Here is a 13786-nt window from a genome sequence, read left to right as displayed (position 1 = left end):
CAATCACTCTACCACTGACCCGTCGATTGACAGATATCCACTGCTACATATATGGTCATCCATTCATATATATGACTAGATGTCAGCGTAATGATATGACCACACCTGTCGGCTTGCGTTTCGCGGCCTGACGTTAGCGGACGAAAGGACGTTCGTCACAACAATCGACCAGGGTTATTTCGCTTATGACCGGCCTTCAACCGCCCGCGCTCACCGGCGTGGACACCCACGCTCATATTTTCCGCCAGGATCTGTCGATGGCTCCGGACCGTCGTTACAGCCCCCATTACGATGCGCAGGTGGAGCAGTTCCTCAAGCATCTCGATCGCAACGGTTTATCGCATGGCGTGCTGATCCAGCCGAGCTTTCTGGGGACGGACAACCGGTTCATGCTCGATGCGCTCCGCCGTTACCCACAGCGGCTGCGTGCCGTGGCGGTGGTCGAGGTGGATATCAGCGAGACGCAGCTGGACGAGCTGGCGGCAGCCGGCGTGGTGGGTATCCGCCTGAACCTCATCGGCAAGACGTTGGCCGACTACTGCGGGCCCGCCTGGAGCGCCCTGTTCGAGCGCCTGGCCCGACGCGGCTGGCAGGTCGAGATCCAACGCGGCATCGATGACGTGGCGTTGATCATCCCGGCCATCGTGGCTTGCGGCGTCGACGTGGTGATCGATCACTTCGGCCTGCCCACCGGCGGCATCGACAGCGAGAAGCCCAGCCACAAGGCCTTTCTCGCGTTGCTCGGCGACCCGCGCGTATGGCTCAAGTTGTCGGCGCCTTATCGCAGCCAGTCGGACCTGGCTCGGGCACGGCAGATTCTGGCGCAGGTTCGCGAGGCCAGCGGTGGCCTTTCGCGCTTCCTCTGGGGCAGCGACTGGCCCAACACCCAGTTCGAAGACCAGACCGACTACGACCGACAGGTCACATTCATCACAGCGCTGCTACCGGACGCGGACGAACGCGCCCAAGTGCTAACGAAAAACGCGGCGAAGCTGTTCGGCTTCGACGTTTCCCGCTAAACGATCCATAACAACAATAGGACTTCCTCTCATGATGAGCCTGCTCGTCGTCGCGGCAATCGTGGTTGCCGTCGCCCTTGGCTACAAGACCAAGATCAATATCGGTCTGTTCGCGATCGCCTTTGCCTACCTGATCGGCTGTTTCGGGATGGGACTCAGCCCCTCTGAAGTGATCAGCATGTGGCCGCTGAAGATCTTCTTCATCATCTTCGCGGTGTGCCTGTTCTACAGTTTCGCCACCGTCAACGGCACGTTGGAAAAGCTCGCCGAGCACCTGATCTACCGCTGCCGGACGATGCCACAGCTGCTGCCGTTCGCCGTCTTCTTCACCGCCACGGTGATCTCGGCGATGGGCGCTGGCTACTACACGGTGCTGGCCTTCATGGCGCCGATCACCCTGCTGCTCTGCGAGCGGACCGGCATGAGCCTGATAGCCGGCGGCATGGCAGTGAACTATGGCGCCCTGAGCGGGGCGAATTTCGTTTCCAGCCAGAGCGGCATCATCTTCCGTGGCCTGATGGTCAACGCCGGCATCCCGGAAAACGACGCCTTCATCAACGCGGCAGCGATTTTCACCAGCACCCTGGTGATCCCGCTACTGGTGATCTCCGTGCTGGTATTCCTGACCGGGCATGGCAAGGCCATGAAGACCTCGGCCTACGTGGCGGCGGAACCGACGCCGCTGAACCGCGAACAGAAGATCACGCTATGGCTGACCCTGACGATGATGGCCATCGTGCTGATGGCGCCTATCATGCGGATCGCCTTTCCGGATAACGCCACGGTCGGCTTCATCAACTCGAAAATGGACATCGGCCTGATCGCCAGCCTGTTTTCCGTGATCGCCCTGCTGCTCAAGCTGGGCGACGAGCGCAAGGCCATGGCCTCGGTGCCCTGGGCGACGCTGATCATGATCTGCGGCGTGGGTATGCTCATCTCGGTCGCGATCAAGGCCGGCACCATTGACCTGCTCGCCTCGTGGATGGGCAGCAGCATCCCGCCGATCATGGTGCCGATCGTCTTTGGCATCGTCGCGGCGTTCATGTCGCTGTTCTCCAGCACCCTGGGCGTGGTCACGCCGGCGCTGTTTCCGATGGTGCCGCCGATTGCCGCAGCGCTCGGGATCGACCCGATGATCCTGTTCGTTGCCATCGTGGTCGGCGCGCAAGCCACCTCGATCTCGCCGTTCTCCTCCGGTGGCAGCCTGATCCTCGGCTCCTGCCCGACGGAGCAAAGCCGCTCATCGCTGTTCCCGCAGTTGCTGTTCCGCGCTGCGCCCCTGGGCTTCGTCGCGGCACTGATCTTCAACGCGCTGCTGACCTTCGTCTACTGAAACCACGCAGCCCGGCGCATCGGCACCGGGCTGCGCGCTGGCCCCGCGCAGGGCAATCGGCACCGAATCGATTTTTGGAAAGGAGAAACACTCAATGAAGAACTGGTTCGCCGATATCAGCATGACCAGGAAGCTGGCGATCGGCTTCGGCTCGGTGTTGCTGCTCACCGCCGCGTTGGCCGTCTATGGCTGGCTCAGCCTCGGCAAAGTGACCCACCGCGGCGAGCTGATGGCCCAGATCGCTTCGCTGAACGAAGCATTGGCCGAGCTGAAGGTCGCACGCCTGCAGTACATGCTCGATAACGGCGACGTGAAGTCGTCCGAGGCCGTCGACGAGGCCATCGAGTGGTTCTCGACTCGGCTCGAGGAGATCTCTCCGAACTTTTCCAGCGCCGAAGATTTGGCGCTGCTGCGCAAGCAGGGTGAACTGATCCAGCAATACCGCACCTCGCTGCAACGGATGCGTGACGCCTATGCTGCCGGCGCCGCCGCCCGCGCGAACATGGGTCAGCAGGCAATGCTTGCCAGCAAGCCGATCGACGCCATGGGCAAGACGATTGAGCAGATGCCGGCGGACGCGGAAAACCGCTACGCAGGCCTCAAGGCGATCTCCGAGCTGCGCATGAACTGGCAGCTGGTGCGCTACCAAATGCGTGGTTACAACACGACGCCGACCGACCAGGTCGCGGCGCTGGTCGAACAGCAGATCGGGCAGGCTCGGCAATCCGCCGCGCGCCTCAAGACGCTACTCGGGGAGTCGTTCTCCACTCAGGTCGCCGTCACCGAGCAAGCCCTCGACGGCTATCTCGCCGCGCTCAAGGCGGTGGTCGCGCAGACCGAAGCGATCGCGACAGCGCGCCAGGCCATGACGAACCAGACCGCCGAAATAAGCCGTCTCAGCAAGGCCCTGACCCAAGCCCAGGATGCCAGACGTGCCGACGAGACCGCACAAGCCCGCATCACCCAGATGACGGTTGCCGGTCTGGCCCTGCTCATCGGCCTGCTGGCCGCCTGCCTGATCACTCGGCAGATCACCCAACCGCTGGCGGATACGCTGGTGGTGGTCAGGAAAATCGCCGCCGGCGATCTGACCGACCAACGCCGCATCGCGCGCCGGGACGAAATGGGCGCGCTGCAGCAAGGCGTGATGGGCATGGCGGCAACCTTGCGCGAACTCATCAGCGGGATCCGCGACAGTGTTACGCAAATGGCCAGCGCCGCTGAGCAATTGTCCACCATCACCGAGCAGACCAGCGTCGGCATGAACGGTCAAAAGATCGAGACCGATCAGGTGGCAACGGCGATGCACGAGATGTCTGCGACGGTGCAAGAAGTTGCACGCAACGCCGAGGAGGCCTCGCAAGCCGCCAGCGAAGCGGATCGCGAAGCACGCGCGGGCGATGCGGTGGTGGCCGAGGCGGTCACCCAGATCGAACGGCTGTCGCAGGAGATGCTGCGCTCCACCGAAGCCATGGCCAAACTGGAGTCCGAGAGCAACCGAATCGGCAGTGTCATGGACGTGATCAAGACGGTGGCCGAGCAAACCAATCTGCTGGCCCTCAATGCGGCGATCGAGGCGGCGCGTGCCGGTGAAGCGGGACGTGGTTTCGCGGTGGTCGCCGATGAGGTTCGCGGCCTGGCCCAGCGCACACAGAAGTCGACCGAAGAGATCGAGCTACTGGTTGCCGGTTTGCAACAGGGCACACAACAGGTGGCCGTCGCCATGCAGAACAGCCACAACCTGACCGAAAGCAGCGTCGAACTCACGCGCAAGGCCGGACTGGCGCTCAACGACATCACCGCCAAGGTCTCGAACATCCAGGCGATGAACCAGCAGATCGCCGCCGCTGCCGAGGAGCAAGGCGCCGTCGCTGAAGAGATCAGCCGCAGCGTGATCAACGTACGCGACATCTCCGAGCAGACCGCCACGGCCAGCGACGAGACCGCTGCCTCGAGTGTCGAACTGGCTCGTCTCGGCAACGAGTTGCAGGCGATGGTCAGCCGGTTCCGTGTGTAAACGCTACGTATCGCTGGGCAGGTCGACGCACGAACGCCGGAGCCTAAAAGCGCTGCGCACGGCAACGTTCACTGCCGCGTACAGCGCAGATGGGCATCCAGGCGTCGACCCCAGACAATTGGACAACGTAACGCCGCTCTATGGTGGGCGACCTACCCCGCCTCACCAGGAGCGCCCATGGCCAACCCACCGATCACCGTACTGCGCGATACCCAGCCCATGCCCGTCGTCGATGCCTGCAAATGGGAGCGAATCGAAGGCGAACCGCATACCGTCAATCTCAATGCCTACACCTCCGATGACGGCAGCAAAATCATGGGCACCTGGATCTGCACGCCGGGCAAATGGCGGGTGGAATACGTCAAATGGGAATACTGCCATTTCCAGGAAGGCTACTGCATCATCACGCCGGACGGCATGGAGCCCATCCACCTCAAAGCCGGCGACATCTTCGTAGTCGAGCCGGGCATGACAGGAACTTGGGAAGTCGTCGAGACCGTCCGCAAGTACTTCGTCTTCGCCTGACGGCCGCGGCATTGGCGAGCGTTCCCATGTGCGATATGGGAACGTCTCGGCTCCAGCCTTACTGCCTCCAAACCGTTGAATGGTAGAGGGACTCGCGTTTCACTACCGACGTTTCGCCGTTCTTCGCCGTCAGATCCCGAACATCAGCGCCCGATGTGCCGCGGCACCCGCCATCGCACCATCACCTACCGCCAAGGGCACCGATCCTGCCGCTCGTGCCGCGTCGCCGCATGCGAATACCCCCGGGATCGAGGTGGCCTGGGTAGGATCGGTTTTGATGAAGGGCCCCAGCGGGCCCTCCTGCATCGCGCAACCCAGTTGCTCGATCAACGCCGAAACGCGTATGCGCGGCGCGAGGAAGATGCCGTCGAACGGCAACCGGCGACCATCGGCCAACTCCACATTCATCGGTTCGCCCTCCTTCAGCCGGATCACCCGGGTTCGCTCCAGTGCGGCGCCTCGCGCTTCGAGCTGCGCCAGTTCTTCGGCGGAAGGCTCGAACACCTCGTTGAGCAGTAACGTCGTGCTGCCCCAGTCGGGCAGCATCAGGGCTTGGTGCATCGACAGCGACGAAGTCGCCAGCACGCCAATCCGGCCCTGGTCGAGCTCGTATCCATGGCAATACGGGCAATGGAAAACCTGCTTGCCCCAACGCTCGGCCAGCCCCGGGATCGCAGGCAATTCATCGACGATGCCGTTGGCCAGGATCAACAGCCGTGCCCGGTGGTCGTTTCCGCGTGCATCGGTCAGACGAAAGCCCTGCTCGTCGCGCTCGACCCGGGTTACTTCGGCGTGTAGCCAATCGACGGTGTCGTAGTTCATCAGTTGGGCACGGCCTTCGGCGGCAATTTCATCCGGGGGAGCGCCATCCTGAGTCAGAAAGCCATGGGACGCCGCAGCAAAACGGTTGCGCCGCAAACCTGCATCAATCACCAACACCCGCCGGCGGGCCCGCGCCAAGGGTAGTCCTGCCGATAACCCCGCATAGCTCCCGCCGATAATGATCACGTCATAGAACACAGCGCTCACCTCTTCGGCAATTTATGTATCTTTTAAAGTTACACTAATAATCGAACGAAAAGAAACTGCTTTCCATTGAGGCTTCAGATGAGCTTGATCAGTGGGGCTTATGCGTGGCAGGCATCGCCTGGCAGGTGCTGTAAAGCGCGTTGAACTCGTTCGACAGATCGGCCAGGGTCAGCGAGCCCAGCCTTTGCAACAGCAGGGCTTCAGCTTGTTGCAAGGCTTCTTCGAGTGCCGAATTGACCACCCGTTCGACCAGGCAATCTGGGTTGTCGCGATCCGCGCCGATGGCGAAGATGCGCGGTCCGCCAACAGCGTGATGAATGTCCAGCAGCGTCACCTGCTGCAAATCGACCGACAGGCTCCAGCCCCCGTTGTAGCCTTTGTCCGCACGCACGTAGCCGGCTTTGCGCAGGCCCGTCATGGTGCGGCGCACAACCGCCGCGTTGGTCCCGAGCATCTGCGCGATCTGCTCGGAGGTGACCGGACGTTCGTCACGCGCCATGTGCAGCAGGACGTGAAGCATGCGGGAAAGACGGCTATCGGTTCTCATGGCGGGCTTTTCGAGTGGCGGCAAGGTCGGCTCGCACCATACCTCGCAACCGGTGCGAAGGCACGCGGCGGGTCGTTCGCGCTAGGGCAGATAGGGCTCGATGTTGCGCAACCCACGTTCGACGTAATCCGCCTTTTCTCCTACGGGTGCGACGTAATGCAACGCCTCGGCTGCAGCATCGAGAGTCAGAATGGCGATATGCATGGCAAAGCTCGGCGCTGGGCAGGTTGGATCATTCTCAGCGCGACGAGGATCGGCGAGTAGGCACAGTTATCCGTCGCGATACCGGTACAGGCCCGGAACGATACGGCTCAACCAGCGGCCGTTCAGGACTGTTTGGCCAGCACCAGCACGAACCCCACCACGATCCCGGCCAGGGAGATCAACCAGCCGATCCGGTGCGCACGGTTCTTTTCGGCTTGGCGAACGGGATCTACGGGCTTCTTTTTTCTCACGGTTCCACTGCCTCTCGCTGAATAGGGCGCGTTCCGGGGGCGAACCGTCCCAAACGCAACGCGCGCCTTTGTAGGCCGTGAGCGCGGAATTGTCCAGCGAGCAGCCTGTCCTTCACCCTGGAAATACGTCTGGGCTGCTACCGCGAGACTACCCCAGCGGGCTTTCTCCCGGATTCGGTTCATTGCCGGGATCACCGCCCTCGTCCGGCTCGGCCGAATCACCCGACCCGGGTGCATCACCGTATTCATCGTAATCGGGTGGTGTCAGGCCATCCTTGAGTGGATCTTTCGGATCGGTCATGGCTGCGCTCCTCTTCGCGATGAAAAGACCAGAACGACTTCCCCCTTTTTGATGCACGAGCCGCTTCATCGTTCGCCGTCGGCGAGCTAGCGCGCGTCGGGTCGTATTTGACACAGACTTGCCGCTTGTGAACCCATGGCGGACCGCAAGCGCGGTTGGCTCAAGGAGATCGCTTCGTGACTGTCCGAGCCGGAGGCCTGCCGGCTGCTTCGCCTGTCTTGGCGAAAGCCTTGATCACGTCGCGTACGACCTTACGCTGCTCGGTTGGCAGTGCCAGGAAGGCGTCGATGGCCTCTCGGTCGTCATAGAAAGCAGGGTCTTCCCACTGCGCCCGCTGCTCACGGATCGCAGTCACCGCCCTGTCACCAAATCGCAGGGCCTGGGGCTCGACTTTCAACCACTGCGCGATGACCTGAAGCTTGTCCTGCGAGGGGATGGACTTTCCGCCGAGCCAGCGTGAAACAGCCTGAAAGGTCACCGACCGTCCCCAGTAACGCGAATTGAATTCGCGTTCCAGAACAGCAGGGCGATCAGGGTATCCCGCGGCAAGCATCGCAGTGCGCAGGCGTTCGGCAAATTCCATCTTCTCGTTCATGGAGTGGACGTTAAGTTCCAGCCCCATGCCCAATTGAACATGCTGTTGTACAGAAAACTGAATTCATGCTTTCATTTCTCAAGAATGCTGTGAAGGACGACGGCATGTCGTTCGATCACGGCAATACGCTTGGTATCCTGAGGCCGTGCACGATAGTTCGACGCATCAGGACACGGGGCAGCTGGGTAACGAATGAAGAAGCCTGACGCCAATGCGGTTCGGGCAGCACGAGGACAAGGAATGCCTACCCTTCATTATCTGAATTTCGAGGGCCACAACCTTTGCGTAGCGCATCGACCAGACGGCCTTGTGCTGCTGGACGGTACAGCGCTGGCACGTTTGCTCGGATACGTCGACGAACTCGGCGCTCTGCATTCACATTGCCGGGTCGAGGGTTTCATCTTCGGCAACCAGCCTCGTCCAACGATCTGGATCGATATACACAACACCTACTGCCTGGTAACTCACAGCGAATCGTCGGTAGCCGAGCGCCTTGGCCATTGGATCAGCCATTGGTTGCTACCGCGCTTCAGCGACCAACGCTCGCAGCCCCATGTTCGAAAGGCCGTTATCGGTGAGCAGCCCCTACGGGTGCTGAACTGGCGGGACGAGTGCTGGATTTCGCTTCACGGAGCGATACGGCTACTCCGCATCGCTGACCAGAACGTGGTCAAAGCACTCGCGGACTTACGCAACTTTCGCTAATGCCAACAACAAATGCGCAGCTCAACGCCGAACCCTAATTGCCCCTGAGCGGATGCCCAGGGAGCGATAGCACAGCGTCTCGGCCCGCCTGTTCATCGACCGCCAAACATCCCCACCCAGTAGATTCCCGCATCGCTCTGCGGGTCCACCGCGTAGGCGGCGCCCAGCTCGCTGAATTCCGGGTTCATTACATTGGCACAATGCCCCGGGCTTGCCAGCCAGCCCTCGACGATCTGCCGGGGGCGGTCGAGCGCCGCGGCGATGTTCTGCCCGACCGGCGAACCGGGATAACCCGCCAGCTCGGCGCGGTCGCCCGGGGTGCGACCTTCAGGGTCGAGATGGCCAAAAAAATTGCCATTGGCCATGGCGCGGCTGTGGGTTTCGGCGAGGCTGGCGAGCGTCGCGTTCCAGCTCAAGGGCGGTGCGGCGGCAAAAGCCTTGCCAGCGCACTGATGAGCGGTTCCGCGGACGCGGTTGACCTCTTCGAGCAACCGCTGCCCTTCGCTCTGGGAATCCTTCAGATGGCCGCCGATCAGCGGGCGCGCCAGCACGATGCGCCAGTCACGTCCGGCACGGCTGACGCCGACATCGGCGTACTGCGAATCGAGGACCACACGGCAGAAACTTTCACGCAATGCCTGCATGGCCGACGCCGCGTCGCGCGGGCCGGAAAGGCTGATGGCCTGCACGCTAACCATAGGGTAACCAGCACGGGCCAACGCGCCCTGCAGATCACCGGAGCCGGTCGCCGGCAGCACCAGGCGCGAGTCGGACTGAAGCGGTGTCAGCTCTTCGCTGGCGCGGTTGTCGCAGCGCTGTACCTGACTGCGATAGGCATTGATCGAGTCGATCAGCTGCGCCTCCCCTCCCACATCGGCGGCGACCACAACGCGACCGCCACCGAGCAGTGCCATCAGAAACAAGGAAGACGAAAGCAGGCGCACGAAATATCTCCAGCAACAGTTGGCGGGACGCTGAAGATGCACCCAGCACGCCCCGAAAGTCGAGCCGGTGCGGCAAAACGCTACCTACCGCGGCCCACTTGCCGTATGGCGAGGACTCCAACTTATAATAGTTCTTATTTGCACCGGAGCCTTTCCATTGGCAACTTGCTCAGCTCAGCGGCTTCTGGCTATCGAGGACGACCCGATCCTGGGGGCGCACTTGAAAACATCGCTGGAAAACCGTGGATTCGACGTAACACTCGCTGGCGACGGTTCTACCGGCCTGGCACTGGCTCGCGATTCGACCTACGACCTGATCCTGCTGGATGTCATGCTGCCGGAACTCAGCGGTATGGAGCTATTAACCCAGCTGCGGAAGCAACGCCGCACACCGGTGCTGATGATGTCCGCGCTGGGCAACGAGGCGCACCGCATCCAGGGCTTCGACAGCGGCGCCGACGACTACCTGCCCAAGCCCTTCAGCGTCGAGGAATTACAGGTTCGCATCTCCGCCATCCTGCGCCGCGTGGCCTATGAGCGCAGTGCACCATCGGCGGTGAATCATGAATCGATACGCTTCGACGATCAGCGCTGCGATCTGCGCTACGAGGGGCGCTGGGTTGGCCTGACCGCCACCGAATACCGGCTGATGAAGGTGCTGCATGACACTGCCGGCGAGGTGCTGAGCAAGCCGTTTCTCTACCAGCAGGCGCTGCGCCGCGGTTATTCGCAACATGATCGCAGCCTGGACATGCACATCAGCAACATCCGCCGCAAACTGGCGCGCGAACAGGTGCTGAATTTGCGCCTGGAATCGGTATGGGGCAAGGGCTACGTGCTGGACCTGCAGGTCGGTTGATGCCCAATCGTCATTCACTGTTCTGGCGCCTGGTGGTGCTGGTCGCGGGCTTCTGCCTGGCAATGATCTGGGCCGGCGGCTACGTCGGCCATCATATCGACCGGACCAGTTCCTATCTGTCGCAGGAAGCCCACAGGGTACTCGCCGGCTATGCCGACGAGGCCCAGGCTGCCTTGCAAACCGGGCCGCAGGCACTGGCCCGATGGCTCGCGGACATGCGCCAGCGAGAGCCGGGCTGGCTGGTCGTGGTCGACGAACAGCTGCAACCCCTCGGCGGCCAAACCCTGACCGCCGCGGAGCGGCAGGGGCTCACGTTCGTGCGGCACTACGAATGGCCAATGAGCCGCCGCTATGAAGGCCTGCCGCTGATTTCCATCCCGATCGCTGATAGCGGCGCACGGCTGGTGATGCGTCTACCGGAACGCTTTCGCCCGTGGCGCCACTATGCGCTGCTCAGGGCCGGCGCGGTGTATCTGCCCCCGATACTGCTGTCCGTGCTGTTCTGCTGGTTGCTCTATCGCCTGTTGGTTTCGCCGCTCGATAGCTTGCGCCGGCAGGCCAATGCGCTACGCGGCAACCGCCTCGACTCGCTGCTGCCGCCCTCCATTGCCCGGCGCAACGATGAACTCGGCGAACTGGGCCACTCGCTGGAATACCTCACCCAGCGCCTGCGCGATTCGATCAACCAGCAACAACAACTGCTACGCGACCTGTCCCATGAATTGCGCACCCCGCTCAGCCGCCTGCGCGTGGCCTGCGAGAGCGAGCTCAGCGCTGAGGAAATGCGAAGCCGAACCGACCGCGAGATCACCCGTATGCAGCAGCTGGTCGATAGCACCCTGGAGTTCGCCTGGCTGGACAGTGAACAGCCCCGCTTTGAATGCGAGTCGGTGGACGTCGCAGCCCTGTGGGACGTGATCAGCGAGAACGCCTGCTTCGAAGCCGGCTGGCCGCGCGAGCGCATCCGGGCGCAGGTTCCGGAAGATTGCCAGGTGCTCGGCAACCTCAACGCGCTGGCGCAGGCCATGGAGAACATTCTGCGCAATGCCGTTCGCTACTCTCCCGCTCAGGGAACGGTGTGCCTGTCCGTCGATCGCGACGGGAACCACTGGAGGCTGCGCATCGAAGATCAGGGCCCGGGCGTGCCAACGGATCGGTTATCGGTGATCTTCCTGCCATTCGCGCGACTCAGCGCCGCCCGTCCCGGCGGCGATGGTTTCGGCCTGGGCCTGGCGATCGCCCGTGGCATGGTGCTGATGCAAGGCGGCACGATCTGGGCCGAAAACGGCGATACCGGCCTGAGAATGACCATTCGCTTGCGAAGTGTATAGATTGTAAATGCGCTTTACTCTCAAATGAGAATACTTAGCATTGCCAGCAACATCGCGGCGCTCGATGTGCACGCTGGCATGTGGCGAGCTTTTAGCCGCGGACTATGTAGGTTTCTCAGGGAGACGGCAGTAAATGGTGATTTTGAATCGGCATCGGCTGGCTTGCGCAATCGCTGTAGCAACATGGATGAGCACTCCGGTCAGTGCCGAAGAGCCGGTCGAACTATCGAACGTCGTCGTGACCGCATCAGGCTTCCAGCAACAGATCAAGGAGGCGCCCGCCTCCATCTCCGTCGTTACGCGGGAAGAGCTGGAAAAGAAGTCCTACCGCGATGTGACCGATGCCCTACGGGACATCCCCGGCGTCGTGATCACCGGCGGCGCCAGTTCCAGCGACATCAGCATTCGCGGCATGGCGTCCAAGTACACCTTGATCCTCATCGACGGCAAACGCATGGAGTCGCGTGCGACGCGCCCCAACAGCGACGGCCCGGGCATCGAGCAGGGCTGGACGCCTCCCCTGGAAGCCATCGAGCGCATCGAGGTCGTGCGCGGCCCGATGTCGTCCCTGTATGGCTCCGACGCCATGGGGGGAGTGATCAATATCATCACGCGCAAGGTGGCGGACACTTGGCATGGTGGCGTACGAACCGAAAAGACCTTCCAGGACCGCTCAGACTCCGGTGATTACCACAGCCTCAACGGATACCTGTCAGGTCCTCTGGTCGATGGTCTGCTAGGGCTACAGGTCTATGGGCAGGCGTCTCGCCGAGACGAGGACGACATCCCTAGCGGGTTCAACGAGCAGAAGACCAACAGTGGAACGGCCAAACTGTCTTTCACGCCCAACACGGCTAACGACATCGTTCTGGAAGTGGGAAAGACCGAGCAGGAACGCAACGCCAAGATGGGCCGCTCCGGCACGGGTAACAGTGATTCGCTATCGGATTACGACCGTATTCATTATTCCATCAGCCATACCGGGCGCTGGGATTCGGGCCAGTCGGAAAGCTATGTGCAGCAGGAGCGTATCGAGAACCCAGGCCGCGAGATGGAACTGGAGAACAGCGTCTTCAATACACAGACCTCGCTCTTTCTGGGCGATCACATCGCCACGCTCGGCGGCCAGTACAAGTACGAGGATCTCTCGGACAAGGGCAACCAGCTGGCAGGTGCCGAAGACCTGACCCAACTGACACGCTGGTCCTGGGCGCTCTTCGCCGAGGACGAGTGGAGCCTGACCGACAGCTTCGCGCTGACCACCGGCCTGCGCATGGATCGTGATGAAAACTACGGCACGCATTGGTCTCCGCGCATCTATGGCGTGTGGCAAGCCGCGGAGCAATGGACGGTGAAAGGTGGCGTATCCAGTGGTTATCGCTCGCCTGACATTCGCGCCGCGGTGGATAACTGGGGGCAGATCACCGGCGGTGGCCGAGGCGATCCAGCAGTGATCGTGGGCAACTCCTCTCTCAAGCCAGAGGAAAGCGTGAGCCAGGAAATCGGAGTGTTATGGGACAGCCTGAACGGCCTGTCGGCCGGTATGACGCTGTTCAACACGGACTTCAAGGATAAGATCACCGAGCTTCGTCGCTGCACGGATACCACCGGCAATGCGTCGGGCCAATGTGTCGTCAACGGCGCGGCATACCGCTTCATCAGCGACCGAGTCAATGTCGATGAAGCTCGCATGCGCGGTGTCGAGGCAACGTTCGACTGGGACATCACCGAAACCGTTTCGCTGGGTGCCAACTACACCTATACCGAATCGGAGCAGCGCAGTGGCGACTTTCGCGGCGAGCCCCTTAATCAGATGCCCAAGCACATGTTCAACACCACGTTGGACTGGCAAACCAGCGACCGCCTCGGCACTTGGGCTCGGCTCAATTACCGCAGCGAAACATCTGAATACCTGTCGCGTACCAGCATGGCCGAAAGCACCCCTTCATACACTTTGGTTGACCTTGGCGGCACCTATGACGTGAACCGCAACGTCAAGCTGCTGGCGGGGGTTTACAACATTTTCAACGAGCAGATCGACTACAACAGCTACGAAACGGTGCTAGACGGGCGTCGATACACGGTCGGGATGAGCGCCTCTTTTTGATGCGATGAACGAGACGCCC

The 13786-nt window shown here is 61.7% G+C and carries 14 protein-coding genes and 1 pseudogene; 8 read left to right on the top strand and 7 right to left on the bottom strand.

The window, feature by feature from the left end; translation table 11 throughout:
- Positions 1-185: 185 nt before the first annotated feature.
- From MCB86_RS18630 to MCB86_RS18615, 4 genes are all read left to right on the top strand, one after another.
- Positions 186-1019: an amidohydrolase family protein gene (locus tag MCB86_RS18630; protein ID WP_239611822.1), complete on the top strand. Its 834-nt coding sequence runs from the start codon at positions 186-188 to the stop codon at positions 1017-1019.
- Between the two features lie 31 nt (positions 1020-1050).
- On the top strand, positions 1051-2352 hold the full coding sequence (locus tag MCB86_RS18625) for an SLC13 family permease (RefSeq protein ID WP_239611821.1): 1302 nt from the start codon (positions 1051-1053) through the stop codon (positions 2350-2352).
- A 94-nt stretch (positions 2353-2446) separates the two neighbouring features.
- Positions 2447-4369, top strand: coding sequence for a methyl-accepting chemotaxis protein (locus MCB86_RS18620; RefSeq protein WP_239611820.1), 1923 nt, complete (start codon positions 2447-2449; stop codon positions 4367-4369).
- Between the two features lie 177 nt (positions 4370-4546).
- Positions 4547-4894 carry a cupin domain-containing protein gene (locus MCB86_RS18615; RefSeq protein ID WP_045163007.1) on the top strand — a complete coding sequence of 116 codons (348 nt, stop codon included), beginning with the start codon at positions 4547-4549 and terminating at the stop codon, positions 4892-4894.
- 129 nt (positions 4895-5023) lie between these two features.
- Here the strand turns inward: MCB86_RS18615 and MCB86_RS18610 are convergent, their stop codons facing one another.
- From MCB86_RS18610 to MCB86_RS18590, 6 genes and pseudogenes are all read right to left on the bottom strand, one after another.
- Positions 5024-5914: an NAD(P)/FAD-dependent oxidoreductase gene (locus tag MCB86_RS18610; protein WP_045163008.1), complete on the bottom strand. Its 891-nt coding sequence runs from the start codon at positions 5912-5914 to the stop codon at positions 5024-5026.
- 97 nt (positions 5915-6011) lie between these two features.
- Positions 6012-6470 carry an Rrf2 family transcriptional regulator gene (locus tag MCB86_RS18605; protein ID WP_045163009.1) on the bottom strand — a complete coding sequence of 153 codons (459 nt, stop codon included), beginning with the start codon at positions 6468-6470 and terminating at the stop codon, positions 6012-6014.
- 81 nt (positions 6471-6551) lie between these two features.
- A pseudogene (locus MCB86_RS18600) lies at positions 6552-6653 on the bottom strand (AraC family transcriptional regulator); the annotation flags it as partial.
- A 143-nt stretch (positions 6654-6796) separates the two neighbouring features.
- The gene (locus tag MCB86_RS22990; protein ID WP_268988826.1) at positions 6797-6925 is read right to left on the bottom strand and encodes a hypothetical protein; all 129 of its coding nucleotides are present in this window, start codon (positions 6923-6925) and stop codon (positions 6797-6799) included.
- 148 nt (positions 6926-7073) lie between these two features.
- Positions 7074-7226, bottom strand: coding sequence for a hypothetical protein (locus tag MCB86_RS18595; RefSeq protein ID WP_196298680.1), 153 nt, complete (start codon positions 7224-7226; stop codon positions 7074-7076).
- 160 nt (positions 7227-7386) lie between these two features.
- A complete protein-coding gene (locus MCB86_RS18590; RefSeq protein WP_217474792.1) occupies positions 7387-7821 on the bottom strand; it encodes a transcriptional regulator in 435 nt (144 codons plus the stop codon).
- 240 nt (positions 7822-8061) lie between these two features.
- On the opposite strand from MCB86_RS18590, the gene MCB86_RS18585 reads away from it, so the two are divergent.
- Positions 8062-8526, top strand: coding sequence for a hypothetical protein (locus tag MCB86_RS18585; RefSeq protein WP_045163011.1), 465 nt, complete (start codon positions 8062-8064; stop codon positions 8524-8526).
- Positions 8527-8618: 92 nt separating this feature from the next.
- Here MCB86_RS18585 and MCB86_RS18580 read toward each other — a convergent pair whose 3' ends face one another.
- Positions 8619-9440, bottom strand: a complete 822-nt coding sequence (locus MCB86_RS18580; protein ID WP_239611931.1) for a CAP domain-containing protein — start codon at positions 9438-9440, stop codon at positions 8619-8621.
- Positions 9441-9627: 187 nt separating this feature from the next.
- On the opposite strand from MCB86_RS18580, the gene MCB86_RS18575 reads away from it, so the two are divergent.
- The 3 genes from MCB86_RS18575 (at position 9628) to MCB86_RS18565 (ending at position 13767) form a co-directional block, all read left to right on the top strand.
- Positions 9628-10329 carry a response regulator transcription factor gene (locus MCB86_RS18575; RefSeq protein ID WP_045163013.1) on the top strand — a complete coding sequence of 234 codons (702 nt, stop codon included), beginning with the start codon at positions 9628-9630 and terminating at the stop codon, positions 10327-10329.
- Complete coding sequence (locus tag MCB86_RS18570; protein WP_045163014.1) at positions 10329-11660, top strand: sensor histidine kinase; 1332 nt, start codon at positions 10329-10331, stop codon at positions 11658-11660. Before MCB86_RS18575 ends, MCB86_RS18570 begins: the two co-directional genes overlap by 1 nt.
- Positions 11661-11793: 133 nt before the next feature.
- The gene (locus MCB86_RS18565; RefSeq protein ID WP_275589559.1) at positions 11794-13767 is read left to right on the top strand and encodes a ligand-gated channel protein; all 1974 of its coding nucleotides are present in this window, start codon (positions 11794-11796) and stop codon (positions 13765-13767) included.
- Positions 13768-13786 lie beyond the last annotated feature (19 nt).

Origin of the sequence: Pseudomonas sp. KSR10, from assembly GCF_022355455.1 — a bacterium.
GTDB classification, from domain to species: Bacteria; Pseudomonadota; Gammaproteobacteria; order Pseudomonadales; family Pseudomonadaceae; genus Stutzerimonas; species Stutzerimonas stutzeri_E.
The sequence above is the reverse complement of the archived record's forward strand: the minus strand, read 5'-3'. Positions and strand labels throughout refer to the sequence as shown.

Bases quoted from the DNA above. Each gene is read 5' to 3' on its own strand.
- MCB86_RS18630 (WP_239611822.1), top strand. From the start codon at position 186: ATGACCGGCCTTCAACCGCCCGCGCTCACCGGCGTGGACACCCACGCT.
- MCB86_RS18625 (WP_239611821.1), top strand. From the start codon at position 1,051: ATGATGAGCCTGCTCGTCGTCGCGGCAATCGTGGTTGCCGTCGCCCTT.
- MCB86_RS18620 (WP_239611820.1), top strand. From the start codon at position 2,447: ATGAAGAACTGGTTCGCCGATATCAGCATGACCAGGAAGCTGGCGATC.
- MCB86_RS18615 (WP_045163007.1), top strand. From the start codon at position 4,547: ATGGCCAACCCACCGATCACCGTACTGCGCGATACCCAGCCCATGCCC.
- MCB86_RS18605 (WP_045163009.1), bottom strand. From the start codon at position 6,470: ATGAGAACCGATAGCCGTCTTTCCCGCATGCTTCACGTCCTGCTGCAC.
- MCB86_RS18595 (WP_196298680.1), bottom strand. From the start codon at position 7,226: ATGACCGATCCGAAAGATCCACTCAAGGATGGCCTGACACCACCCGAT.
- MCB86_RS18590 (WP_217474792.1), bottom strand. From the start codon at position 7,821: ATGAACGAGAAGATGGAATTTGCCGAACGCCTGCGCACTGCGATGCTT.
- MCB86_RS18585 (WP_045163011.1), top strand. From the start codon at position 8,062: ATGCCTACCCTTCATTATCTGAATTTCGAGGGCCACAACCTTTGCGTA.
- MCB86_RS18580 (WP_239611931.1), bottom strand. From the start codon at position 9,440: ATGGCACTGCTCGGTGGCGGTCGCGTTGTGGTCGCCGCCGATGTGGGA.
- MCB86_RS18570 (WP_045163014.1), top strand. From the start codon at position 10,329: ATGCCCAATCGTCATTCACTGTTCTGGCGCCTGGTGGTGCTGGTCGCG.
- MCB86_RS18565 (WP_275589559.1), top strand. From the start codon at position 11,794: ATGGTGATTTTGAATCGGCATCGGCTGGCTTGCGCAATCGCTGTAGCA.